Origin of the sequence: Paenibacillus ottowii, from assembly GCF_050516475.1 — a bacterium.
Lineage (GTDB): Bacteria > Bacillota > Bacilli > Paenibacillales > Paenibacillaceae > Paenibacillus > Paenibacillus ottowii.
This window is the reverse complement of the sequence record NZ_CP191577.1, coordinates 3,630,269-3,655,582: the sequence shown is the minus strand read 5'-3', so window position 1 is coordinate 3,655,582 and position 25,314 is coordinate 3,630,269. Positions and strand designations below refer to the sequence as shown.

At 45.7% G+C, this 25,314-nt stretch carries 23 protein-coding genes; all 23 read left to right on the top strand.

Translation table 11 applies throughout. From position 1 onward, the window contains the following. Window positions 1-119 precede the first annotated feature (119 nt). The 23 genes from dpsA to rny all read left to right on the top strand — a co-directional run bounded on the left by dpsA (window position 120) and on the right by rny (window position 25,297). Window positions 120-1,019 carry a dipicolinate synthase subunit DpsA gene (gene dpsA, locus ACQQ6X_RS16940; protein WP_305166294.1) on the top strand — a complete coding sequence of 300 codons (900 nt, stop codon included), beginning with the start codon at window positions 120-122 and terminating at the stop codon, window positions 1,017-1,019. Beyond that, on the top strand, window positions 1,016-1,609 hold the full coding sequence (locus tag ACQQ6X_RS16935) for a dipicolinate synthase subunit B (RefSeq protein ID WP_305166293.1): 594 nt from the start codon (window positions 1,016-1,018) through the stop codon (window positions 1,607-1,609). Before dpsA ends, ACQQ6X_RS16935 begins: the two co-directional genes overlap by 4 nt. Before the next feature lie 134 nt (window positions 1,610-1,743). Beyond that, a complete protein-coding gene (locus ACQQ6X_RS16930) occupies window positions 1,744-2,781 on the top strand; it encodes an aspartate-semialdehyde dehydrogenase (protein ID WP_305166292.1) in 1,038 nt (345 codons plus the stop codon). 36 nt (window positions 2,782-2,817) lie between these two features. Then, window positions 2,818-4,035: an aspartate kinase gene (dapG, locus tag ACQQ6X_RS16925; protein WP_305166291.1), complete on the top strand. Its 1,218-nt coding sequence runs from the start codon at window positions 2,818-2,820 to the stop codon at window positions 4,033-4,035. 41 nt (window positions 4,036-4,076) lie between these two features. Next, entirely contained in the window at window positions 4,077-4,958 is an 882-nt protein-coding gene (gene dapA, locus ACQQ6X_RS16920) for a 4-hydroxy-tetrahydrodipicolinate synthase (protein ID WP_305166290.1), read from the top strand. Between the two features lie 343 nt (window positions 4,959-5,301). After that, entirely contained in the window at window positions 5,302-6,981 is a 1,680-nt protein-coding gene (locus tag ACQQ6X_RS16915; RefSeq protein WP_013370737.1) for a ribonuclease J, read from the top strand. A gap of 228 nt (window positions 6,982-7,209) precedes the next feature. After that, window positions 7,210-8,058: a ClpP family protease gene (locus ACQQ6X_RS16910; RefSeq protein WP_305166289.1), complete on the top strand. Its 849-nt coding sequence runs from the start codon at window positions 7,210-7,212 to the stop codon at window positions 8,056-8,058. Further along, complete coding sequence (locus ACQQ6X_RS16905; RefSeq protein WP_305166288.1) at window positions 8,055-8,267, top strand: YlzJ-like family protein; 213 nt, start codon at window positions 8,055-8,057, stop codon at window positions 8,265-8,267. Before ACQQ6X_RS16910 ends, ACQQ6X_RS16905 begins: the two co-directional genes overlap by 4 nt. Window positions 8,268-8,370: 103 nt before the next feature. Further along, window positions 8,371-11,049, top strand: coding sequence for an FtsK/SpoIIIE family DNA translocase (locus ACQQ6X_RS16900; protein WP_305166287.1), 2,679 nt, complete (start codon window positions 8,371-8,373; stop codon window positions 11,047-11,049). Between the two features lie 225 nt (window positions 11,050-11,274). Further along, window positions 11,275-12,111, top strand: coding sequence for a spore cortex-lytic enzyme (gene sleB, locus ACQQ6X_RS16895; protein WP_142612982.1), 837 nt, complete (start codon window positions 11,275-11,277; stop codon window positions 12,109-12,111). Between the two features lie 161 nt (window positions 12,112-12,272). After that, a complete protein-coding gene (gene yfmF / locus ACQQ6X_RS16890; protein WP_305166286.1) occupies window positions 12,273-13,553 on the top strand; it encodes an EF-P 5-aminopentanol modification-associated protein YfmF in 1,281 nt (426 codons plus the stop codon). Window positions 13,554-13,555: 2 nt separating this feature from the next. Then, the gene (gene yfmH / locus ACQQ6X_RS16885; protein ID WP_305166285.1) at window positions 13,556-14,836 is read left to right on the top strand and encodes an EF-P 5-aminopentanol modification-associated protein YfmH; all 1,281 of its coding nucleotides are present in this window, start codon (window positions 13,556-13,558) and stop codon (window positions 14,834-14,836) included. Window positions 14,837-14,856: 20 nt separating this feature from the next. Continuing rightward, a complete protein-coding gene (gene ymfI / locus ACQQ6X_RS16880) occupies window positions 14,857-15,624 on the top strand; it encodes an elongation factor P 5-aminopentanone reductase (RefSeq protein ID WP_305166284.1) in 768 nt (255 codons plus the stop codon). 102 nt (window positions 15,625-15,726) lie between these two features. Further along, on the top strand, window positions 15,727-15,981 hold the full coding sequence (locus tag ACQQ6X_RS16875; RefSeq protein WP_064798078.1) for a DUF3243 domain-containing protein: 255 nt from the start codon (window positions 15,727-15,729) through the stop codon (window positions 15,979-15,981). 240 nt (window positions 15,982-16,221) lie between these two features. Continuing rightward, window positions 16,222-16,983, top strand: a complete 762-nt coding sequence (locus tag ACQQ6X_RS16870; protein WP_142612986.1) for a DUF3388 domain-containing protein — start codon at window positions 16,222-16,224, stop codon at window positions 16,981-16,983. A gap of 30 nt (window positions 16,984-17,013) precedes the next feature. Beyond that, window positions 17,014-18,105 (top strand): RodZ domain-containing protein, encoded by a 1,092-nt coding sequence (locus ACQQ6X_RS16865; RefSeq protein ID WP_305166283.1) that lies wholly within the window; start codon window positions 17,014-17,016, stop codon window positions 18,103-18,105. Window positions 18,106-18,189: 84 nt separating this feature from the next. Next, window positions 18,190-18,354: a hypothetical protein gene (locus tag ACQQ6X_RS16860; RefSeq protein ID WP_013370749.1), complete on the top strand. Its 165-nt coding sequence runs from the start codon at window positions 18,190-18,192 to the stop codon at window positions 18,352-18,354. 144 nt (window positions 18,355-18,498) lie between these two features. Beyond that, on the top strand, window positions 18,499-18,990 hold the full coding sequence (locus ACQQ6X_RS16855) for a YajQ family cyclic di-GMP-binding protein (RefSeq protein WP_013370750.1): 492 nt from the start codon (window positions 18,499-18,501) through the stop codon (window positions 18,988-18,990). Between the two features lie 210 nt (window positions 18,991-19,200). After that, window positions 19,201-19,788, top strand: a complete 588-nt coding sequence (gene pgsA / locus ACQQ6X_RS16850) for a CDP-diacylglycerol--glycerol-3-phosphate 3-phosphatidyltransferase (protein ID WP_063208837.1) — start codon at window positions 19,201-19,203, stop codon at window positions 19,786-19,788. Between the two features lie 86 nt (window positions 19,789-19,874). Further along, entirely contained in the window at window positions 19,875-21,143 is a 1,269-nt protein-coding gene (locus ACQQ6X_RS16845; protein WP_305166282.1) for a competence/damage-inducible protein A, read from the top strand. A gap of 226 nt (window positions 21,144-21,369) precedes the next feature. After that, window positions 21,370-22,431 (top strand): recombinase RecA, encoded by a 1,062-nt coding sequence (recA, locus tag ACQQ6X_RS16840; protein WP_025679773.1) that lies wholly within the window; start codon window positions 21,370-21,372, stop codon window positions 22,429-22,431. A 212-nt stretch (window positions 22,432-22,643) separates the two neighbouring features. After that, window positions 22,644-23,393: a regulatory protein RecX gene (locus ACQQ6X_RS16835; RefSeq protein WP_305166559.1), complete on the top strand. Its 750-nt coding sequence runs from the start codon at window positions 22,644-22,646 to the stop codon at window positions 23,391-23,393. 359 nt (window positions 23,394-23,752) lie between these two features. Beyond that, window positions 23,753-25,297 carry a ribonuclease Y gene (gene rny, locus ACQQ6X_RS16830; protein ID WP_013309958.1) on the top strand — a complete coding sequence of 515 codons (1,545 nt, stop codon included), beginning with the start codon at window positions 23,753-23,755 and terminating at the stop codon, window positions 25,295-25,297. Window positions 25,298-25,314 lie beyond the last annotated feature (17 nt).

Genomic DNA, 25,314 nt, shown 5'->3' with positions numbered 1-25,314 from the left:
GTAAGCATACACATAAAAGTCGTTCCGTAGAGGGGCGGCTTTTTTTTGTGTTTTTTCACCCCTTCCCGGGCATCTGCATAGACTAAAAGCATATCGTGTCTCGGAAAGGAGTGATCCGGATGCTAACAGGAATGCGCATCGTTGTTTTGGGTGGGGATGCGAGGCAGCTTGAGGTAATCCGCAAATGTGTGGACATGGATGCTACCGTCACTGTGATTGGCTTTGACAAGCTCGAAGTACCACTCAAAGGAGTCACATTAGAGTCAATGTCTGTCAAGCTGCTGGAATCGTCAGACGCACTGATTCTGCCGGTGGTGGGATGTGATGAGGAAGGCAACGTGAGTGCACTCTTCGGAACACAAAAGCTTCAGTTTCTGAATGAGCATGCTGCTGCTCTTCCATCGCATTGCGTTGTATATACAGGGATGGCACGAACGTACTTAAAAGAAATTTGTACCAGACATGAATTGAAGCTGGTTGAGCTGCTGGACAGAGATGATGTGGCCATATACAATTCTATACCTACGGCTGAAGGCGCACTGATGATGGCAATTCAGCATACTGATTTTACGATTCATGGTGCAGAGTGTATGGTTCTAGGCATGGGACGGACTGGATTTACCATGGCAAGGGCACTACAGGGGTTGGGAGCCAAAGTGAGAGTTGGAGTACGGCGGGCAGAGGATGCAGCGAGAGCCGTGGAGATGGGTTGGAAGCCTTTTATGACAAGGGATTTAGCGAATGAGACAAAGGGGGTTGACTTGATTTTTAATACGATACCCTCTATGATTATCACAGCGCAAATCCTGTCTAAATTGCCACTGAGCACCGTGATTATAGATCTTGCTTCCGCCCCAGGCGGTTGTGATTTCCGATATGCGGAAAAGCGTGGAATTACGGCTATGCTTGCCCCCGGTCTTCCTGGTATTGTTGCTCCCAAAACTGCTGGTACTATTATAGCGAATACGCTGGTGCAGTTGTTAATGGAAGATAATCCTGATCGGGGGGATGCACAATGAGTTGGCAAGGGAAAACGGTAGGTTATGCAATTACAGGCTCACATTGCACATTTGAAGAGGTAATGCCTGTTATACAGCGCTTTGTTGATGAGGGTGCGAAGGTCGTTCCGATTATATCCAATACCGTACTAACAACGGATACTCGCTTTGGTACTTCGCAAAGTTGGCAAAAACAGTTGAAAGATATAACAGGGAATGATATCATTTCTACAATTGTGGAGGCAGAACCACTGGGGCCCTCCCAAATGCTCGATGTGCTGGTGATTGCACCTTTGACGGGGAATTCGATGAGCAAGTTAGCGAATGCGATGACAGACAGTCCGGTTTTAATGGCTGCCAAGGCGCATTTACGCAATGGTCGTCCACTTCTTTTAGCCATATCTACTAATGATGGACTTGGTCTAAATGCTGCCAATATCGCCAAGTTACTAGTAGCCAAGAACATCTTTTTTGTGCCGTTCGGACAGGATAATCCAGTCAAAAAGCCGAACTCGCTTGTAGCCAATATGGAGTTGATTCCAGAGGCTGCCTATGAAGCATTGCAGGGCAGACAGATTCAGCCGATGATTGTGGAACGCAAGACCCCATGAAGTACTATAGTTAACTGCTGAGCATCCCTCGCCTAGAAGACGATTCGATAATTCATCGGGTCTAATTTCTTGTTGGCGGTGGATGCTTTCAGAATAAAAAATGGTTTTTTAGTCGAGAAGGGGAGATACACCAGATGAGCAATAGAAAGTTTAATGTAGCTGTCGTTGGAGCGACAGGCGCTGTAGGGGAACAGATCGTAAATCTGCTGGAAAAACGAGATTTTCCGGTGGACAAAATCAAATTTCTTTCTTCGCCTCGTTCTGCCGGCACGTTAATTAGCTTTAAAGGTCAGCAGATTCCAGTAGAAATTGCTACCCCCGACAGCTTTGAAGGAATCGACATTGCTTTGTTTAGTGCAGGCGGAGATGTAAGTAAGGAACTGGCGCCGCATGCTGTTCGTCATGGAGCGGTTTGCATTGACAATACCAACGCATTTCGAATGGAACCGACAGCTCCTCTTGTAGTACCTGAGGTGAACAGCGACAAGATTGCCGAGCATCAGGGAATTATCGCTAATCCGAACTGCTCCACCATTCAGATGGTAGCTGCTTTGAAACCATTATATGATCAGTATGGCATTTCTCGTATCATAGTATCCACCTACCAGGCCGTATCCGGCGCTGGAAGCCGTGCTATTGATGAATTGAATCGTCAAAGCGCAGCAATTCTTAACGGTGATGACGTTCAGCCAGATCTGCTGCCGGTAGGTTCGTTACCAGTAAAGCATCAGATTGCTTTCAATGCTATTCCGCAAATCGATAAATTCCAGGATAATGGTTATACACTGGAAGAAATGAAAATGGTGCGCGAAACGAAAAAAATACTGGGTGACGATTCTGTAGACGTAACAGCTACGTGTGTGCGTATTCCTGTTGTATGCGGTCACTCGGAATCTGTCTATGTAGAGCTTAAAAAAGATTATGATCTAGAAGAAGTCCGTAATCTGCTGGCTTCCGCACCCGGAGTAACGCTGGTAGATGATCCTGCTGCCCAGCTTTATCCGCTGGCATCCGAAGCTGCAGGGAAACCTGACGTGTTCGTAGGGCGTGTACGTCGTGATTTGGGCAATAGCCGTGGTTTGAATCTGTGGGTCGTATCCGACAATCTGCTCAAGGGAGCGGCATGGAACGCGGTGCAAATCGCGGAAATTATTGCTGCAAATGCGGAGTAACGTTCCTAAAGCAGGGAGTAACATGGGGGAAGAATAATGGGTATTTTGGTGCAAAAATTTGGGGGAACCTCGCTATCCACGCCTGAAGCGCGTCAACTTGTGCTGGCACATGTGAAGCGGGAACTGAAGCAAAATTTTCAATTGGTTGTTGTTGTGTCGGCCATGGGGAGGAAAGGGGAGCCTTATGCCACAGATACGCTGCTGGATTGGGCGGCGTCAAACGGCGACAGTCTTCCAAAGCGCGAACGCGATTTACTGCTGTGCTGTGGTGAAATCATTTCTGCCGCTACATTATGTAGCCTGATGGAGAAGGAAGGTATCCCTGCTACGGTGCTGACTGGAGCACAGGCAGGTTTTGTTACGGATGATCAATATGGCAATGCTCGTATTTTAGATATAAAGCCAGACCGCATTGTGGAAGAGTTGAACCAAGGCAGAGTTGTCATTGTGACAGGTTTTCAGGGACAAACTGCGGACGGTGATATGACAACCCTTGGTCGGGGAGGCAGCGATACATCAGCTACTGCGCTTGGTGCTGCCCTGCATGCGGATATGGTTGATATTTATACGGATGTGAACGGTATATTAACCGCGGACCCACGTATTGTGGAAAATGCGAAGCCGCTTGCACATGTTAGCTATACGGAAATTTGTAATATGGCTCATCAGGGAGCAAAAGTGATCCATCCTCGTGCTGTTGAAATCGCCATGCAGGCTAATATTCCGGTCCGGGTTCGCTCTACCTTCTCCGAAGGAGAGGGGACGCTGGTTACCCACCCGGAGGGCTTTAAGGACGTGCAGGCAGATATCGTAGACCGTTTCGTGACCGGTATTGCGTATGTCGGCAATGTTACTCAAATTACTGTTGAATTAAAGCCGGGTTTTGAGCACTTGCAATTACAAGTATTCAAATCTATGGCTGAACATGGAATCAGCGTCGATTTCATTAATGTAACTCCATCAGGCGCGGTTTACACCGTATTTGACAATGATGGAAGCAAAGCAGTTGAAGTACTTAACGGTTTAGGCCTAGAGCCTAAGATACTGGCCGGGTGTGCTAAAGTTTCGGTCATAGGCGGTGGTATCAACGGGGTACCAGGTATTATGGCGACAATTGTGGAGGCATTGACAGAATCAGACGTACAGATCCTTCAATCGGCAGATTCCAACACCACGATCTGGGTACTTGTTAAAAAAGAAGATATGGTGCAGGCTGTACGCGCATTGCATAATAAATTTGAACTCCATCAATAGGCGCATTGTTCGTGCTCGGACTTGCAAAAAAAGGAGGCAGCATGGTGAACTTCGGCAGATTGATTACCGCAATGGTGACACCTTTTGATCAGCAAGGAGAGATTGACTGGACTGCATTGTCCTCGTTGATTGATTACTTAATAGAAGAACAACATTCAGAGTCACTTGTTGTATCTGGAACAACAGGGGAGTCTCCTACCCTGAGCGATGATGAAAAAATAAAGTTGTTTGCATTTGTTGTAGAAAAAGCAGCTGGGCGATGTAAAATTATTGCCGGAACGGGAAGCAATAATACACGTCATTCCATCCATCTCACCCGTGCTGCGGAGCAGGCGGGAGCAGACGGTGTACTGCTGGTAGTGCCATATTATAATAAACCGAATCAGGAAGGGATGTATCAACATTTCCAAAGTATTGCAAACTCCACATCCCTTCCAGCTATACTGTATAATGTTCCGAGCCGTACCGGTGCGAGCCTAACAGTGGAAACGACACTGCGACTTGCACAAATTCCGAACATTGTAGGAACTAAAGAATGTGCATCACTTGCACAGGTTACACAGATTGCAGCGGCAGCACCAGAAGGTTTTCTGGTTTACTCCGGGGATGATGCATCCGGACTGCCTGCCATGGCTGTAGGTGCTTATGGCATTATCAGCGTAGCGAGTCACGTGATAGGTGCAGAAATGAAGCAGATGATGGATTCATTTGTGGGGGGACACGCACAAGAGGCAGCAAAACTGCATCAGCAGTTGTTCCCGATTTTTAAGGGCTTGTTCAACTGTCCGCATCCTTTACCTAATCCGGTGGCTGTTAAGTATGCACTAGAACTACGGGGGATTAAGGTAGGTTCTGTTCGGTTGCCGCTTATTCCTCCTACCGAGGATGAAGCGAAGTTTATTAATAATTTATTTATCCGCTAAAATGAAATAGAGGTAACATGTTAATGAATATAAGGAGTACCTTGGTAAAGGCAACTGGTGGTATAACACCGACTGGGTTATCGTCTGACAAGGTCCTCCGTCATGAAGGGCGTTCTTATAGAACGTCCTTTTTGCTGTGCTGTTAACCAGGCATGTAGATAAAATGTCATATACTTATGGTTTGAGAAGGCAATGGGAAACCTAGCGTAACGAACAGGATGACTTGTTTTTTCGTATTTTAATCATGTATAATGGGGTCAAGTGACTGGGTGCGGTATTTTTTTGAAAATTAAATAACAAATCAAGGTACGACGTCCAACTACCATAGGAGGTTTAGATTCATTTGTCTAAAAAAACAAACAACGATAAATTGATGATTTTCGCTTTGGGCGGCGTCGGTGAAATCGGGAAAAATATGTATGTCGTTCAATACGGCAATGACATTGTCGTGGTGGATTCCGGTTTGAAATTTCCGGAAGAGGACATGCTTGGCATTGATATCGTTATTCCTGATATTTCCTACCTTACAGAGAACCGCGACAAAGTAAGAGGCATTGTGCTGACACATGGTCACGAGGACCATATCGGCGGTTTGCCTTACGTGCTGAAACATTTGAATGTACCTGTATATGGTACCAAATTGACGCTGGGATTGGTGGAAAACAAGCTGAAGGAAGCGAATTTGCTTGGTGAAACCAAACGTATTTTGATCAATGCTGATTCCGAAATCAAGCTGGGCTCCACATTGAAAGTAACTTTCTTCAAAACCAACCATAGTATTCCTGATTCCGTAGGTGTTTGCATTGATACTCCTGAAGGAGCTGTTGTTCATACAGGAGACTTCAAATTTGATCATACTCCGGTGAACGGACAATATGCAGATTTGCAGCGTATGGCTGAAATTGGCACACGTGGCGTACTGGCTCTTTTGTCAGACAGTACCAATGCCGAAAAACCGGGCTTTACACCTTCGGAAAAGAGCGTTGGCATTGTGCTGGAAGATATTTTCCGCAAGTCAAGACAGCGTGTGGTCGTAGCCACTTTTGCTTCGAACGTACATCGCATTCAGCAAGTCATTAATGCTGCTGAAGCAACAGGACGTAAAGTAACAGTTATTGGTCGCAGCATGGTTAATGTCGTAGGTATTGCTTCTGATTTGGGCTATTTGGAAATTCCAGATGGAATGCTGATTGAGCCTGAAGAAGTTGGCAAAATGTCAGCGGATCGCGTAGTTATTCTCTGCACAGGTAGTCAAGGTGAACCAATGTCGGCTTTGACAAGAATGGCTCGTTCGACACATCGTAAGGTAGACATTCTTCCAGGGGACTCCGTAATCATCGCAGCTACTCCGGTTCCAGGTAATGAAAAATATGTTGGACGTACTATCGATGAGCTGTTCCGTCTGGGTGCTAATGTCTACTACAGCGCAGCTAATCCTGGTATCCACGTTTCTGGACACGGCAGCCAGGAAGAACTCAAGCTGATGCTGAATCTGATGAAACCAAAATTCTTCTTGCCAATTCACGGTGAGTTCAGAATGCAGCGTCGTCACGCTCTTCTTGCTGAAGGAGTAGGTATCGAGCCTGAAAATATCTTTATCACGGATATCGGTGAAGTTATTGAGATTCAGAATGGCGGAGCACGCAGGGCTGGTAAGGTTACAGCAGGTAACGTACTGATCGATGGACTAGGCGTAGGCGATGTAGGAAATATCGTATTGCGCGACCGCAAATTGTTGTCACAGGACGGTATTTTGGTAGTGGTTGTCACACTGAGCAAGCAAGATGGCACCATTAAGTCGGGTCCAGATATCATTTCCCGTGGTTTCGTGTATGTTCGTGAATCAGAAGGTTTGCTGGATGAAGCAAATCGTATTGTTTCAAGTACACTGCATAAGCTCATGAGTGAAAATGTAAATGAATGGGCTTCCCTCAAGACAAATGTTAAGGATGCACTGGGTCGCTTCTTGTATGAGCAAACCCGTCGCAGACCGATGATTCTGCCAATTATAATGGAAGTGTGATTCAATTGAAATATGTTCGAAAACTTGAATTAAAAACTTAAGTCACAGGCACACAGTCGCCTCTCTCCCCGCAGGAAATATTGGACGGTTTCCGCGGGGAGAGAGGCTTTTTTTGATTTTCCGGTTGAGGAAAGGCATGGGGGGAGTATAAAATATTCCATTTCCATCCCATACTATAGGGTGAATACGGGACACATAGATGCGTAAACCGAAAGGAAGATCACCCACATGGAACATTACAGCAATATATTTTCTAGCAACGAGGAAACGGAAGCGCCAGAACAACCAGAAGTTGGACAAAGACCCGCCTTACCTGCGATGGAGGCTTTACAGCAGCTGGGTCAAACCTCGATGCCCGGAAGCGAGTCCAATATTTTTTGCATGACGATTATCGGTCAGATTGAAGGACATCTCATCTTACCGCCTCAAAACAAAACAACAAAATATGAACACATTATTCCACAGTTGGTAGCGGCCGAGCAAAACCCACGTATCGAAGGATTAATGATTTTGCTGAATACAGTTGGTGGTGATGTAGAGGCAGGACTGGCTATTGCTGAGATGATCGCATCCATGAGTAAACCAACAGTGACCATTGTCATAGGTGGAGGACATAGCATCGGTGTGCCGATTGCCGTATCATCTACTTATTCTTACATTGCCGAAAGTGCGACGATGACCATTCATCCGATTCGTATGAGCGGCCTGGTCATTGGAGTCCCACAAACTTTTGAATATATGGAAAAAATGCAGGAGCGTGTCGTACGATTTGTCGTTTCTCATTCCCGTATTACAGAAGAGCGGTTCAAGGAGCTGATGTTCAAAACCGGAGAGTTAAATCGTGATATTGGTACAGCAGTTGGGGGAGCTGATGCTGTAAAATACGGTTTGATGGATGCGGTTGGTGGTATAGGAGAGGCGCTAAAACAGTTGAATACCATCATTGAAGCGCGCCGTCAGCAAAACGGGATGACAGGGACTCCGCAGCAGACTCCATATGCCTCTTTTCCACCCAATCCAACTGGCAATCCTACAGGAACTCCTTCAAGTGAGCACAGCAAGGAGCTGCCCCAATGACGTTGTATACTGTAATGCCGATGGAATTGGTATGGGAGGGAATGTGGAAGGAGGCTGAGGAACTTGTAGAGGTTCGAGTAAACGGTCTGCTTATGCAGGTACAGCCGCTTGAAAGTCGGCGAGGGATCATTGTAAGGCTGTTGGACTGTCCATTGGAAGCCTACCTCGATCCTCGTTATGGACCAGGTCAGGTTATCGAGTGGTCATAGAAGCTGTCGAATCGTACAGGAATAGGTCATTTACTGCTGAAAAAGAACATATGTGCGGATAGCGAGTGACGTGGTATAATATTCTTCTGGGGGGTGACCTTGTATGTCCAGAAGAAGAAAAAGAAAAAAGAAAGCCATATTTGGTGGAGTTTTAAAATATGAAATTTACGGCATTGTGCTGATTACATTGGCGGTCATTGCGTTGTCGGGTGAAGCGGCAGTCGGTCGGTCGCTATCCAAGATGTTTGGGCTTGTATTGGGGAAATTCTATTTTGTGATCCCCCTGATTGGCATTTATTATGGTCTGATGGTGATGATTCACCGCAAGTGGCCGAACCAGTGGAACTCGCGAAAGACGGGTTTGCTGTTGTTGGTATTTGCCTTTACACTTATGAGTTCTATTTCATCCATGGAGCAGCGTTTAGGTCCGATCAACGCGCTTCAGCCGGGCGGAGTGATGAGCCAGATACATATAGATATGCGTGAGCAATTACTGTCGCCTGATCAGCAAGGACATACCTCTATGCTGAATAAGGATATTAGCGGGGGCTACGTTGGCGCCTTGCAGCTTACCGTTCTGTTATGGCTGTTTGGTCTAACAGGAGCTAAGCTGATCATGATTGTCATGTTCGTCATTTGTTTTATGCTAATGACCCAACTGTCCTATGTGGAATTAGTGCGGATTGTAAAGACCAAGCTGCTGACAGCCGGGGGAAGTGTGCGAAAAAAATGGGCTGGAAAAGCAACTCCACTTTCTGCATCTAGCAAAGGCAGTGGAAGTAGAAAACCCAAAGCAGAGCCTATTCCTGCCTATGAGGAAGATATGGATGATGACTTTGATGAGATGCAGCCTCCAGCACGCAAACAGCCAATTTTCTTCCAGTTGTTTGGTCTTAAAAATACAGATAAGGCGGACAAGGAAGAACAACCTGCCCATGCGGATGAGGATGAACAAGATCTTTTATATCAAGCTGGCGACGTGCAGCCCAAGTGGAGAAATGGCAACGAGGATGAAGAGATGTCTGGCTTGGTCGAGCACGCTGAGCAGGAAGCTTCAATGCCAGTAAAAAGATCACCCATTATTAGGGACTTCTTTGAGCAAGTGAAAAATGAAGAAAAAAGATCAGGGGCTGAACCTGGAGAGTCCCTGACAGCGGGAGAACTGAACGACTCCATTATTGATGAACCACTGGATCGTAATTTTGAGAATGCCGATGCGGATAAGGATATGAACGATTCGGCAACAATCCAGGGGGTATCAGAAGAAGCCCAGGAACAGGCACAGACGATTGCTAGCGGGGGAACAGACGGGGAAGCCGAAGGCAACAATGTAGCTATTCCGGCTCCACCGCCGCCTAAGCCTTACAAGCTCCCATCGTTCCGTTTGCTTGCCAAACCACAAAATGCAGGCAAAGGTATGGGGCAAAAGGATTACATGCAGACAGCACGCAAGCTGGAAGCGACGCTGGAAAGCTTTGGGGTTCGGGCGAAAGTGCTGGAGGTTGTCCGTGGTCCAGCCGTCACACGCTATGAAATACAGCCAGACATTGGTGTGAAGGTCAGCCGGATTGTGAGTCTAACGGATGACATTGCGCTTGCGCTTGCTGCAAAGGATATCCGTATGGAGGCACCTATTCCAGGTAAATCCGCTATAGGGATAGAAGTTCCGAATAATGAAGTTTCTATTGTAACTATGCGTGAGGTCATGGAGACGGCTGTTTTCCAGGAATCGGTTTCCAATTTGTCAATTGCATTCGGGCGTGATATTGCAGGACAAACGATTGTTGGTAATTTAGCCAAGATGCCCCATCTGCTTGTAGCTGGAGCTACGGGTTCAGGTAAATCGGTGTGTATTAATGGCATCATCACGAGTATTTTGTACAAAGCAAAGCCGGATGAGGTAAAATTTCTGATGGTCGATCCCAAAATGGTGGAGTTGAACGTGTATAATGGAATCCCCCATTTATTGGCTCCAGTCGTGACTGATCCAAAGCGTGCCTCACTGGCATTGAAGAAAATTGTAGTGGAAATGGAAAAAAGGTACGAGTTGTTTTCCAAATCAGGCACCCGTAATATTGAGGGCTACAACAATCTGATGAAAGATAACCCGGTTGCATTTCTACCTTACATCGTCGTTATTGTGGACGAGCTGGCAGATTTGATGATGGTTGCTGCAGGAGATGTGGAGGATGCGATTGCGCGACTGGCCCAAATGGCGCGTGCAGCAGGCATCCATCTGATTATTGCAACACAAAGACCTTCGGTTGACGTAATTACAGGGGTTATTAAGGCTAATATTCCTTCACGCATTGCCTTCGGCGTTTCCTCGCAGGTGGATTCCCGTACCATACTGGATATGGGCGGAGCTGAGAAGCTGCTAGGACGTGGTGACATGCTGTTCATGCCGATGGGAGCCTCCAAGCCAGTTCGTGTTCAGGGAGCGTTTATGAGTGATCAGGAAGTAGAGAACATCGTTAACTATGTACGTGAACAGGGTGAAGCGCAGTATGATGAAACGCTAGTGCCGGAGGTGGAAGAGGTATCCACTGATGCGGATGAAATGTTGGATGAGTTGTATGATCAAGCTGTCAACATCATTTTAGAGGCCAAACAAGCATCCGTTTCACTCCTCCAGCGTCGAATGCGGATCGGTTATACACGTGCTGCCCGACTGATTGACTCCATGGAAGCTCGCGGAGTCATCGGTCCTTACGAGGGAAGTAAGCCTCGTGAGGTACTTATCTCAATGGAGCAATATCAGCAGAATAAGGTTAGCTCCTGAGCATTATCTTTATCAGCATTTCATTTAAACGCTGTTTGTACGCATGATGGGTTGTTTAAATTTGACAACTCCATGTACGCAAATAGCGTTTTTTTCTGTTGTTTTTTTGAGGTGCGGGCCTGCCTGCTGAAAGAAGATTAAAAGGGTGAATAGCTTCTAGCGGAGCTTGTCATAATAAACGTAGCCATCCTGTTAATCCCACAAAAGAAAGGTAGAGCACAGCATATGAAAAAGACAATGGTCTGGATTTGCACGGGTATCCTCGCAGCTTCGGCTATTACGTACACAGGACTTTTTAAACATGACTCTGTACAGCAACAAGCAGAGTCGCTGAGCACACAGCAAAAAGTACAAGCAGCACAGCCTGTTCAGCCGACATTCAGTTCAGAAGCGGTTGATTTTGGCTCTTATGGACAGGATGTATATGAGCTGCAATCACGATTGAAGTTGCTGGGTTTTTTTGGCGGGACAGTGGACAGCAATTTTGGCAGCAGTACACTAACGGCTGTCAAGGGTTTTCAAAAGGAATTTGGTATCAAACCCGATGGAGTAGTTGGTGCGAAAACCAAATTAAAGCTGGTGAACGCTACTCCTCACTGGAAGCCAACAGAAACGCCGATGCATCGTAAAAACCAAGGTTCTGATCAGGGTCAGGCAGCCAATAATAATAATGATGAAACGATGGGATCGGCCAATACCATGGGACTATCCGAAAACGATCTTAAAATCATGGCCAATGCGGTCTATGGTGAATCGCGCGGCGAGCCGTTTGAAGGACAAGTGGCCGTAGCGGCTGTAATTTTGAACAGAGTCAAGTCGCCCAGTTTTCCAAATACACCGTCTGGAGTGATTTTTCAGCCGGGTGCTTTCACTGCTGTAGCAGACGGCCAAATTTGGCTCACGCCGAATGAGACTGCGCAAAAGGCAGTGCGCCAAGCTCTGAACGGCTGGGACCCAAGCGGAGGATGCCTCTATTATTTTAACCCTAAAACAGCCACCTCCAAATGGATTTGGAGCCGTCCGCAGGTAAAAACCATTGGGGAACATATTTTCTGCATGTAAAAACGCCGAAGCAGCCGGGAGCTTGTCTCCGGTTGCTTCTTGGCTTTTGCATGGTTAGAATAAAGATTGGTACACTTTACCTCTTTACAGGAAAAGGATGTACAGCAGCTAATGCTAATCAAAGGCTAGACGCAAATTGACGTCACAAAGGAGTTTTGGACTTGAACAAAACAGGTTTCGAGCGTGGCACACGCAGACAACTGAGAATTCATGTACTGCCGACCAAGCGCTTTAAGACGTTCGCTATATCGTTGTATGTAGGTACTCCGCTACGTGAGGAAACTGTAACTCGTGTGGGATTAGTACCTTTCGTTCTGCGACGGGGTACAGCATCGTATCCGCAGACTACACAATTCAGAGAACAGCTAGAGCAATTGTATGGTGCGGGTTTTGGATTCGATGTATACAAACGTGGGGATTATCAGATCGTACAATTTCGCATGGATACGATTAATGACAGTTTTGTAAGCAGCTCAGATAGTTTACTGGATCGTTCTTTTGCTTTCCTGGGAGAAGTTCTGACGAAGCCTGCAATGGAAAACGGTGCGTTTCAGACAGGATATGTACAGCAGGAGCGAGAAAATGTTCGTAAGAAGCTGGAATCTATAGTTAACGATAAAATACGTTATGCTGGGGAGCGTTGTTTGGAGGAGATGTGCAAGGATGAGCCTTATCGTCTGCATCCTCTTGGTCAACGATCTGATCTGGACAGCATAAATGCACAAAATCTGTACGAGGCTTATGGAGAATGGCTGAATAATGCCAGTATGGATTTATACGTTGTGGGAGATACCACGCTGGAAGAAGTTGAAAAGTTTGTGGATCGCTATTTTGAATTAAATCGCTCGAGGGAAACGGGATATGTACCTGAACAGCCCAAATCAGTAGAACGTGATATTCAAACCATAGTAGAGCGTCTTGATGTGAACCAAGGCAAGCTCAACATGGGACTGCGCACTCCGATTACGTATGGCGATGAACGTTATGCTTCTGCCCTGATGTACAATGGCATTCTGGGTGGGTATCCGCATTCAAAGCTGTTTGTCAATGTAAGGGAGAAGGAGAGTTTGGCGTATTACGCTTCGTCGCGGTATGACGGGCATAAAGGCATTGGCACAATACAATCTGGTATCGAAATTCCTAATTATGAAAAGGCGGTAACTATCATCCGCAAGCAACTGGAAGATACGCAAAATGGAGCGATTACCGAGCTGGAAATGACCCAAACGCAGGCGATGATACGCAACTTGCTAAAGGAAATGCAGGACTCCGCTTTTGAAATGATTGCCTATGATTTTAACAGACAGCTTTCCGGCAAAGAGCGGACGGTAGAGGAGCTGCTGAGCCAGGTGGAGGCTGTCAAGGTGCACGATGTTCAGGATGCCGCCCGGACGTTCCGACTGGATACTATATATTTCTTGAGAGACCAGAAGGGGGAATAACGTTGGAGCATATATCGTATGAGCACTTGCAGGAGACGCTGTACTATGAAGTAATGGATAATGGCTTACACGTTTATGTGTTGCCCAAACCGGGCTTTCAGAAGACGTATGCCACATTTGCGACCAAATATGGCTCGGTTGATAATCATTTCCGGGTGGAAGGTCAACAGCCCGTTAAAGTGCCGGATGGCATAGCCCATTTCTTGGAGCATAAAATGTTTGAAGAGCCTGAAGGCGATATTTTTGCCACCTTTTCCTCTAATGGAGCATCGGCAAATGCATTTACAAGCTTTGATCAGACCGTATATCTGTTTTCAGCGACCGAACGAATTCAAGAAAATTTGACGACACTAGTCAATTTTGTTCAGCATCCTTACTTTACAGATGAAAATGTGGAGAAGGAAAAAGGCATTATCGGTCAGGAAATCAATATGTATGAAGATAACCCCGACTGGCGGAGTTACTTTGGTCTGATTGAGGCATTGTACAAGGTTCATCCGGTGCATATTGATATCGCAGGTACTGTTCAATCCATCAGTACGATTACGAAGGAAACACTGTATAGTTGCTATGAAGCTTTTTACCATCCGAGTAATATGATTCTTTTTGTAGTGGGTGGAGTGGACCCAGCCGAAGTCATCGAATTGGTGCGTAATAATCAGGCGAAAAAGGACTATAAGCCGCAGGGAGAGATCGAGCGGATTTTCGATGATGAACCCACGACAGTTGCAGAACCGCGTCGTGAGGTAAAGCTGGCTGTTTCTTTGCCAAAGTTGCTTTTTGGATTCAAGGAGGCTGAATTAGGTTTAACTGGAGAAGCATTGCTCCGTCATGATCTGGAAACCAAGCTGATGCTTGATCTCTTGTTTGGTTCCAGTACACAGCTATATCAGAAGCTCTACGATGAGGATCTGATTTCAGATAGTTTTGGCCACGAGTACAACAGCACGCAGCAGTATGCATTTTCTGCGATCGGCGGGGATACTAAAGATCCTGATCGGCTGTTGGCTAGGATACGAGAAGAGGTAGAATCTATTCAGAAACAGGGTTTTACAGCAGAACATTTTGAACGAGCACGTAAAAAGAAGATCGGCGGTTATTTACGCACCCTCAATTCTCCTGAAAATATTGCGCATGAGTTTACAAGACATCGCTTCCGGGGCAGTGACTTTTTCCAACTGCTTCCGGTTTATGAAAGTATCACGCTTGAGGATGTAAACCGCCGTCTGAGAGATCATATACAGTGGAATCAAATGGCAATATCGCTGGTGGTGAGTCCGTAATGTCTAGGGAGAGGAAACCGATGACCACCGAGGGCGGAGAATTAAAGGCTATTGGCGATACGACTGTGCTGATTACAGGAGCAAGTGGTGGAATTGGTGCGGCTATTGCCGAGCGTTTTGCAGCAGTAGGGATGAATGTAGTCATTCACTACATGAAGTCCCATGAAAAAGCAAATGAAGTTGCCCGTCGTTGCATGGCTTATTCAGGCAAGGTAATGACTGTGTCTGCCGATCTGCGGAGTAAGGAACAGATTGAACGCATGCGAGAAAAACTGGAAAACCACGGAATGAAGCCAGATATACTTGTGAATAATGCTGGAGTGTCCCATTATGGGCTACTTACAGATGTTTCGGAAGAGGAATGGGACGAAGTAATGGCCGTGAATGTTAAGGGGACTTTTTTGTGTACACAGGTCTTTATGCCGCATATGATTTCCCAACGCTATGGTCGTATTGTAAATGTTTCATCCGTATGGGGCATATGTGGAGCTTCGTGCGAGGTATTGTACTCCACGACCAAGGGAGGCATTAACGCTTTCACGAAGGCGCTGGCTCAAGAGGTCGCTCCTTCTGGCGTAACAGTGAATGCTGTGGCTCCAGGGGCGGTAGACACGTCGATGTTAGATCATTTGGATGCAGGCGAAATTAACAGTTTGGAAGAAGACATCCCTGCCGGACGATTGGCACGACCTGATGAAATATCATCTCTGGTTTATTTTCTTGCGCTTCCTGAGTCAGGTTATATTAATGGGCAGGTCATAAGTCCTAATGGAGGATGGGTGACTTAAGAGAGGTAGCGTTTGGAGGAATTCACCAGTATAGTAAGCGTCTGTGAAGAGCATATTACAACTGTTGATTTTAAATCTGAATCATCTAAGGAGGATTTAAGCATGTCAACAGTTGTTCAGAATTTTGATGTTTGGAAAAAGTTCCTTGGTCAGCGTGTAGAGCAAGCAGAGAAGCTGGGAATCAGTCAAGATACCATTGCAGAGCTTGCTTACGAAATCGGTGATTTTCTGGATGAGAAGGTTGATCCAGCCAACCACTCCAACCGCGCACTGAAAGAACTGTGGGGAGTTGCCGATGAGGAAGAGCGTCACACCATCGCCCGGCTAATGGTTAAATTAGCCAAGAGCAACGCATAAGTAGGAACCAACATGAAAAGCTCCCTTTTTGGGGGCTTTTCTGTAATGGTTACAGAGCTGTTCTTGTAATTCCATTCTAATTTATATATCATAAACGTGATTGAGACTTACAACACAATGCAGCCTATCAAATTTCAATATTTGGTTTTGTCGAATGATGCTATCTTATGATACAATAATGCTTTGATTTGGCATTGTTGACGGTTTGAATGTGAATGAGGTGCTAAGGTGACGGAAGAGATGAAACAGTGGTACATGGAATACAAGATACATAAAAATCGACCCGGACTGCTGGGGGACATTGCTTCCATGCTTGGTATTCTGGGGGTTAATATACTGACGATTAACGGTGTTGAAGGCGAGAGACGTGGGATGCTCCTCGAAACAGACGATGACGAGAAAATACGCATTCTTGGCGATACGTTAAAAAAAGCCAGCAACATTACAGTCACGGCCTTACGTGCTCCGAGACTGGTCGATATATTGGCAGTAAGACACGGCCGTTATATCGATCGCGATTCGGATGATCGTAAAACTTTTCGCTTTACACGCGATGAGCTTGGGTTGCTGGTCGATTTTTTGGGTGAAGTATTAAAGAGGGATGGCAATCAAGTCATTGGTCTTCGCGGAATGCCGCGCGTCGGTAAAACGGAATCCATTATTGCCAGTAGCGTATGTGCAATGAAGCGATGGACTTTTGTGTCGTCGACGTTATTACGACAGACGGTACGCAGTCAGCTTTCTGAAGAAGAAATGAATCCCAATAATGTGTTTATTATTGACGGCATTGTGAGTACAATTCGCTCAAATGAAAGACATTATCACCTGCTTCAGGAAATTATGAGCATGCCAAGTACCAAAGTGATTGAGCATCCTGATGTATTTGTGCGTGAATCAGGATACAGCTTTGACGACTTCAATATCATTATTGAACTTCGCAATAATCCGGCTGAGGAAATTATTTATGATACCTTTACAGCCAGTTATACAGAAGATCTTTAAATAAGTGTAATTACACAAGGAGATGATGACATGTCAGAACTGGGTCAGCAATTAAAGGAGGCCCGGCTGCAAAAAGGATTGAGCCTTGACGATGTTCAGGAAATGACGAAGATACGCAAACGTTATCTGGAAGCCATTGAGACGGGCGATTACAAAGTGCTGCCGGGAAGCTTTTATGTCAGAGCTTTTATTAAAACATACGCCGAAACGGTCGGGTTGAATCCCGATGAGATTCTGGAAGGGCATCAAAGCAATGTGCCTGAACCTGAACCGGAAGCAGTCATGGAGCCTGTTACACAGAAACGCTCCAGTCGTCCCGCGACGATTGGTAATCTTAAATGGTTGCCTACAGCGTTAATGTGGCTTTTTCTAGTTCTCATTGTTGGGGTTATTTATGCTTATTGGGTGAGTAACAACCATTCCACTCCAAAAACAGCAGAAAACACAACGCCGATTACAACACCAAGTACAACACCAAACACAACGCCAAGTACGACACCAAATACATCTACTCCAAATACAACTACGACACAGCCGAATAATGGCCAGACGACGGCCCCGAATGGTGCTGGCGGGCAGACCCCTGGTACGGGGCAACCTGGGGAAACCCAGCCAAGTGGTACGGGAACTACGGATGCTACGACCCCAAATTCTGGTCAGCAGCCGGATACAACTACGCCAGCGCAGGGAGTAACTGTGACCCAGGATGGTAAGCAAGGCAAAACGACGATCTTTAAAGTCTCCAGCGCAACGGGGGGCACGGTCAAGGTTGATATTAAAGCAACGGGCGAAAGCTGGCTTGAGGTGTATAAGGGACAAAATTCTCGTGGAGAAAAGCTGAGCTACGGTATGACCAAAAGCGGAGATGCCATGTCTTTCGATATTGGCCCGGAAGGTTTATATATCAAATCAGGGCGGTCTTCTGCCACGGATATTTCCGTTGCTGGTCAACCGATAACAGATAATAAATCGACGACTCGCGTGTTGATCCAGCAAGGAGAAGCTTCTTCGACTGGAGCGAGTGCCGGAGTGACAGGGTCATCGACGGATTCTACAACAAATAGTAATACGGGTACTACACAAAGTGAGACAAATTCTAGTACAACTACTGTTGGGGAATAAATGCCTTAGTGCGAGGAGATACTAATGACTGTAATTCTTGGAAAGTCAGTCATTTCATTTTCCGCAAAGTGAGGTGTATACGTTATGACCGTCAGCTGGATTGTGACCGGGCTCGGGATAATTGTCAGTTTACTGGGCTATTATCTAACACCGAATGCTTGGGGCTATGGCATATTGGGCTTTGGTCTTGCTCACATTGTGCTTGGAATTTTAGATATGTTTAGAAATCCAACGCGAAGTCACTATTAGAAATGTTAAACTGCAATTGTATGAAAGGCGTTTTTGTCGGGGAACTGGCAAGGACGCCTTTTTAGTGAACGGATTATTGGATTTTTGTAAATGACTAGCCTATAATTAGATATTGAACTTTGTTGCGGAAAGGAAAGTGAAACGATGGCTTCAGAAAATTCATTTGATATCGTCTCCAAAATGGATATGCAGGAGTTAACAAATGCGGTTCATCAGACGGAGCGTGAAATTGAAACGCGATTTGATTTCAAGGGGAGCAAAAGCAGCCTCAAGCTTGAGAAAGATGCCCTGACTATTGCATCGGAAGATGAATACAAGCTGAATGCGGTGATTGATATTTTGCAATCAAAGATGGTCAAACGAGGTCTATCCCTTAAAAATGTGGAATTTGGAAAATTGGAACCAGCTTCTTTAGGTTCAGTGCGTCAGCGTCTTTCGCTTAAGCAGGGGATTGATCAGGATAACGCCAAAAAAATTAATATCCTTATTCGGGATTCCAAGCTAAAAGTAAAAAGTCAGATTCAAGGTGATCAAATTCGAGTGACTGGAAAAAACAGGGATGATTTACAGGCCATTATTCAATTACTGCGGAAAGCTGATCTGCCGTTGGAGCTTCAATTTACAAACATGAAATAAAGCTGTTTTTCTCTCATAGATTTTGTAGAAATAAACGTTGCTTGATGTGCAGCAGGTTATTTTGACATGCGTTTTGCACCATATTATACTTGTAACGAAAATGCAGACACTTTAGGTGTATAACGCTCGTCGAAAGCGATTTACATAGGATTGAATTCAATCCGAAAGCTGCCATTTGAATCAAGTACGATAATCAGGGGAGAGTGTGTTGTGAATTTACCCAACAGAATTACAATAACGCGGATTTGCCTTATCCCGGTGATGATGCTGGCTTTGCTGGTGGACTTTGATTTTTATCCGCCGCCGATTGAGATCGGCGCTTTCAAGCTGCCGTATAATCAGCTGATTGCGGCTATCATTTTCCTTGTAGCGGCCAGCACAGATGGCCTTGACGGATATTTGGCTCGTAAAAATAATATGGTCACCAATTTGGGCAAGCTATTGGACCCCCTTGCTGATAAGCTGTTGGTAACTGCTATTTTGGTTTCTTTGGTAGAAATGGGAAAAGTTGATTCCTGGGTTGTCGTTGTGATTGTCAGTCGTGAGTTTGCAGTTACGGGCCTAAGACAGATCGCCTTATTGGATGGCTCTGTGGTTGCTGCAAGCAATTGGGGGAAATTAAAGACGATCATCCAGATTGTTGCTATTGTAGCACTGCTCATTAATAATTTCCCGTTTGTTTTTCTGGGTATTCCGTTTGATTTAATAGCGATATGGGCAGCCGTGTTAATCACCATTTATTCGGGTATTGATTACTTTGTAAAGAATATCCATTTGCTGAGCTCCTCTAAAGTTTAACAGGATAAATCTTATGGAAACAGCAATAGGGGCTTAACTTATTGCTGTTTCTTTGTATCATTCCCACATCATAGGAGGACGAATTGATGAAAGCTGAAATCATTGCAGTAGGAACAGAGTTATTACTTGGACAAATAGTAAATACAAATGCCCAATATTTATCACAAGAGCTGGCTGCCATCGGAATTGATGTATATTTTCAGACTGTAGTTGGCGATAACATGGATCGACTTCAGGAAGCGGTACGACTTGCTCAAAAGCGTGCGGATATTATTTTGTTTTCTGGTGGGTTGGGACCAACTCAGGACGATTTGACAAAAGATGCGATAGCGGCTGTACTAGGCCGAAAATTGCAAATAGATCGTCTTGCCATGGACAAGTTGGATCAGTTTTTCCGTAACCGCGGGGTAGAAATGACTGAGAATAACCGTCGGCAGGCGCTTTCTATTGAAGGAGCCACTCCGCTTGAAAATGAGACAGGTTTGGCAATTGGGGATGCTATTGCACAGGACGGTAAATTTTATGTAGTTTTGCCCGGACCGCCTAAGGAACTTAAACCTATGTTTGCAAATCATGCTAAACCATGGTTGCTTCAGCAGGCATTGAGCGGTGAGGAGATGCCGATTTATTCGAAAATGCTAAAATTCGCTGGGATCGGTGAGTCAGCTCTTGAAACGCGCTTGCTAGATCTGATTCAATCCCAGACGGACCCCACGATTGCTCCTTATGCCAAGGAAGGGGAAGTCACAATCCGTATATCCACCAAGGCGGCCAGTGAAAGTGAAGCTTTAATTAAGCTTACGGCCACAGAAGTACAAATTCAGCAGCGTCTTTCCGAATATATGTATGCAAGTGAGGATGTTACCCTAGAGAAGGTTATTGTGGATTTAATGGCCAAACGCGGACTCACTGTGAGTGCGGCGGAAAGCTGTACAGGCGGTATGCTGATGGAACACATCACCTCTATACCTGGCAGTGCTGTTATGTTTAAAGGCGGAATCGTGTGTTATTCCAATGAAATAAAGATGAAGTTGCTTAATGTGCCTTATGATTATTTGGAAGGGGATCATGCGCCAGGCGCAGTGAGCAAGGAAGTTGCCCTTGTGCTTGCAGAGCAGGCAAGAATGATCATGGACAGCGATTTTGGACTTTCAGTTACTGGTGTAGCTGGACCTGGATATTCCGAGCGGAAGCCAGTCGGCCTCGTGTATATTGGTATTGCTGAGCGCGACAAGGAAACAGAGGTATATGAGCTGAATTTGAGCGGTAACCGTGAGACCATCCGTTTGCGATCCGTCAAAGCGATCCTGTATAGATTGTGGCGCCGATTGATAGAGAACGAGAAACTCTCTTAATTATCGATGAGTTGTTTTAGAGAGATATTCATGATATAATCTTCTTATCGGAAGAACCGTTGCAAAGCCTTTTGCCAGCGGTTCTTTTTTCGTTTTAAGAGACAGGTGCAATTATAGAAGAGAGTTACAGGAAATAAAAAAAACGAATGTATGTTCGAAAAAATGCTTGGCAAGCGTGTCAAAACAAGGTATTATTAAAGTACAAACAATGAAGGATGTGAGTTTATTGTCAGATCGTCGTGCTGCGCTGGATATGGCGCTCCGTCAAATAGAAAAGCAATTTGGTAAAGGTTCCATTATGAAGTTGGGTGAGTCTACTCACATGCAAGTGGAAACAATCCCCAGTGGTTCGATTGCTTTGGATATTGCGTTAGGAACGGGCGGCTTTCCAAGAGGCCGGATTATTGAAGTATATGGACCGGAATCTTCCGGTAAAACGACAGTAGCTCTTCATGCTATCGCAGAGGTGCAAAAAACAGGCGGACAAGCCGCCTTTATCGATGCCGAGCATGCGCTTGATCCGTCGTATGCGAGCAAGCTGGGCGTCAATATTGATGAGTTGTTACTATCGCAACCAGATACAGGTGAGCAGGCGCTGGAGATTGCCGAAGCTCTTGTGCGTAGTGGGGCAGTGGACATTATCGTTGTTGACTCTGTAGCGGCACTTGTGCCGAAGGCAGAGATTGAAGGCGAAATGGGAGATTCCCATGTCGGTCTTCAAGCGCGCTTGATGTCACAGGCATTACGTAAGCTGTCTGGAGCTATTAATAAATCGAAAACTATTGCTATCTTTATCAATCAGCTCCGTGAAAAAGTAGGTGTTATGTTTGGTAACCCTGAGACAACACCGGGTGGACGTGCCTTGAAGTTTTACTCTACGGTGCGTCTGGATGTTCGTCGTATCGAGAGCCTGAAAATGGGCAACGACATCGTGGGTAACCGTACACGTATTAAAGTTGTGAAGAACAAAGTTGCGCCACCTTTCCGTCAAGCTGAGGTGGATATTATGTACGGTGAGGGCATTTCCAAAGAAGGAAGCTTGATCGATATCGGTACGGAGCATGACATTGTTGACAAGAGTGGAGCTTGGTATTCCTACGAAGGCGAGCGCCTGGGTCAGGGACGTGAGAATGCAAAGCAATTTTTGAAGGAAAATCCGAACATTGCTAGTACGATCGAGCAAAAAATCCGCGTAGCTAGTAATTTGATTACAACCATTGCTCCACCGACAGAGGAAGAGTTGGCGCAGGAAGCCAAGGAAGAACAGGAATTGCTGGAGCTTGAATAAGCTTGCCTGAGACTTCATTTCTAATCTGTCATGTGAACTGTAGCCTAGGGATTATGGTACAGTCCGTTTGAATAGCATGATTCTGATGCCCTGCACAGTTGTGCAGGGTATTTTTGCATCAAATAAAGTCTTGTTTTGCCAGCAAAATTTAACTTTTGCGTAGCAGGTGATTGCAGGCTGCTTTCGTGAATTTCAAAGTGAGGGAAAACATATTGCAGTTGAACGATAAGGATGTATACACTTCCGAAGAAAACAAAGAGCAAGGGATTTCTCTTTTTCCGGATCATGAGGAATTGATGATTACTAGAGTGGAGCAGGGACAGGGGTGCAAGCGTGGAAGATACGTCATCCATTTTGGTCCATACTCACTGTCTGTGCTGGAAGACGTAATGATCAAGTACAACATGTTCAAGGGGACGTCATTCGCCAAAAAAGAACTAGAAGATATCGTTCTGGCAGATGAAAAACAACAGGCTTATGTACATGCGTTGCGCTATTTGGGACAAAAGCCTCGTACACGTCAGGAAATTGCCCAGCGTTTAGCACAAAAGGAAGTGGCTCAGACTGTTATTGATGAAATACTGGTCCGCCTGCAAAGGGAGAAGCTTGTTGATGATGATTTATACGCCCGTCAGTGGGCAAGACAGCGGATAATGAGCCAACGTAAGGGTAAGATGTGGATCAGGCAGGAACTTCGTCAGAAAGGCATCTCTAAAGCCTCTATCGGGGAAGCGTTAGGTGAAATCACCGACAATGAGGAGTGGGAGAGTGCCTTGACGGTCGGACGTAAGAAATGGAACCAGGTACGTGGTGATATAATGGATAAAAAAAGGAAGACATTCCCGTTTCTCATGAGACGCGGATATTCGGGAGATATAACACGCCGCGTAATCAATCATCTCTCTGTGGACGAGCAAGACGAAGCTTACGATGACGGGGAGTTAATGCATTGGGAGGAATAGTTGCAAAACGGTAGCTGAAGCTTTGGTTAGATGAGCCAGTTATTATATGAACAGTTGCACGGAGTCTACTAATGTTTGCATTCCCTTGACAATGCCATTTGTCAAATAATAAAATATATATGAAACGATATTTGTGGAGTGCCCTTTTTCCTTCCAAAAAAGCGGAGTCCACGGTAAAGTTCTCATCGCCAAATAACAAGTGATGCCGCTATGCCAGGCGGAATTGTACGTGTGAAAGCATGTGCATATGAAATGAAGCGACCTTGTGTCGTTATCTTAGTTTGACGATCAAAGTAAATGTGACAATTGCAAAAAGTCCCAAGGAATGCCTTGGAGGAACCAACGGGGAGGTGAACAGTATGATGACTGCGATCTGGTTCGTTCTCGTTGCTGTAGCCGCGTTATTCTTTGGGTTCGGGATTGGTTATTTTATTCGCAAATCTATTGCAGAAGCTAAGATCTCCAGTGCGGAAGAAGCTGCCGCGCAAATCGTGGAGAACGCGAAAAAAGAGGCAGAAGCGCTGAAGAAGGAAACGGTACTGGAAGCGAAAGATGAAATCCACCGCATCCGTGCCGAAGCTGAAAAAGAAACTCGTGAACGTCGTAATGAAATTCAACGACAGGAACGAAGATTGCTGCAAAAAGAAGAATCGCTGGATAAAAAATTGGAATCGCTGGAACGTAAAGAAGAACAAGTGGCCAACAAAGAGAAACGAATCGATGAAACCCAGCAGCAAATTGATTTGATTTACAAGAGCCAGGTAACTGAGCTGGAGCGTATTTCCAATCTTACGATGGAGGATGCAAGAAGTATTATTCTGACCAACGTAGAGCAGGAAGTTCGTCATGAAACAGCTCAGATGATTAAGGAAATTGAACAGCAGGCCAAAGAAGAAGCGGACAAAAAGTCTCGTGAAATCATCACACTGGCCATCCAACGTTGTGCGGCAGATCATGTAGCAGAAACGACGGTTTCTGTTGTAACATTGCCGAACGAAGAAATGAAAGGCCGGATTATAGGGCGCGAAGGCCGTAACATCCGTGCACTTGAAACCCTTACAGGGATCGACCTCATTATTGATGATACGCCGGAAGCTGTTATATTGTCCGGATTTGATCCGATTCGTAGAGAGATTGCACGTACAGCTCTTGAGAAGCTCGTAGCGGACGGACGGATACATCCGGCTCGTATTGAAGAGATGGTGGAAAAATCCCGTAAAGAGGTGGACGAACGAATTCGAGAGTATGGTGAGCAGGCCACTTTTGAAGTGGGTGTGCATAGTCTGCATCCGGATTTGATCAAGATCTTGGGACGCCTCAAGTTCCGTACGAGCTACGGACAGAACGTATTGAAGCACTCGATGGAAGTTGCATACTTGACAGGTCTGATGGCCGGGGAACTGGGCGAGGACGTTGTACTGGCAAGACGGGCAGGTTTGCTGCATGACATCGGGAAGGCGCTGGATCACGAAGTGGAAGGATCACACGTTGAAATTGGCGTGGAACTGGCGAAGAAGTACAAGGAACACCCGGTCGTTATCAACAGCATTGCTTCCCATCACGGCGACTGCGAAGCGACTTCAGTAATCGCCATGCTGGTCGGAGCAGCAGATGCTCTGTCAGCTGCAAGACCGGGAGCGCGTCGTGAAACGCTAGAGACGTATATCCGTCGTCTTGAGAAGCTGGAACGCATCTCCGAGTCTTTTGAAGGCGTTGAAAAATCATACGCAATTCAAGCCGGACGCGAAGTTCGTGTTATGGTACAGCCAGAGAAAATTGATGATGCAGAAGCATTCCGACTGGCCCGCGATATTACGAAAACGATTGAGAATGAACTGGATTATCCAGGACATATCAAGGTTACCGTTATTCGTGAGACCCGTGCGGTAGAATACGCAAAATAAAAGCATTTCAATGAAAA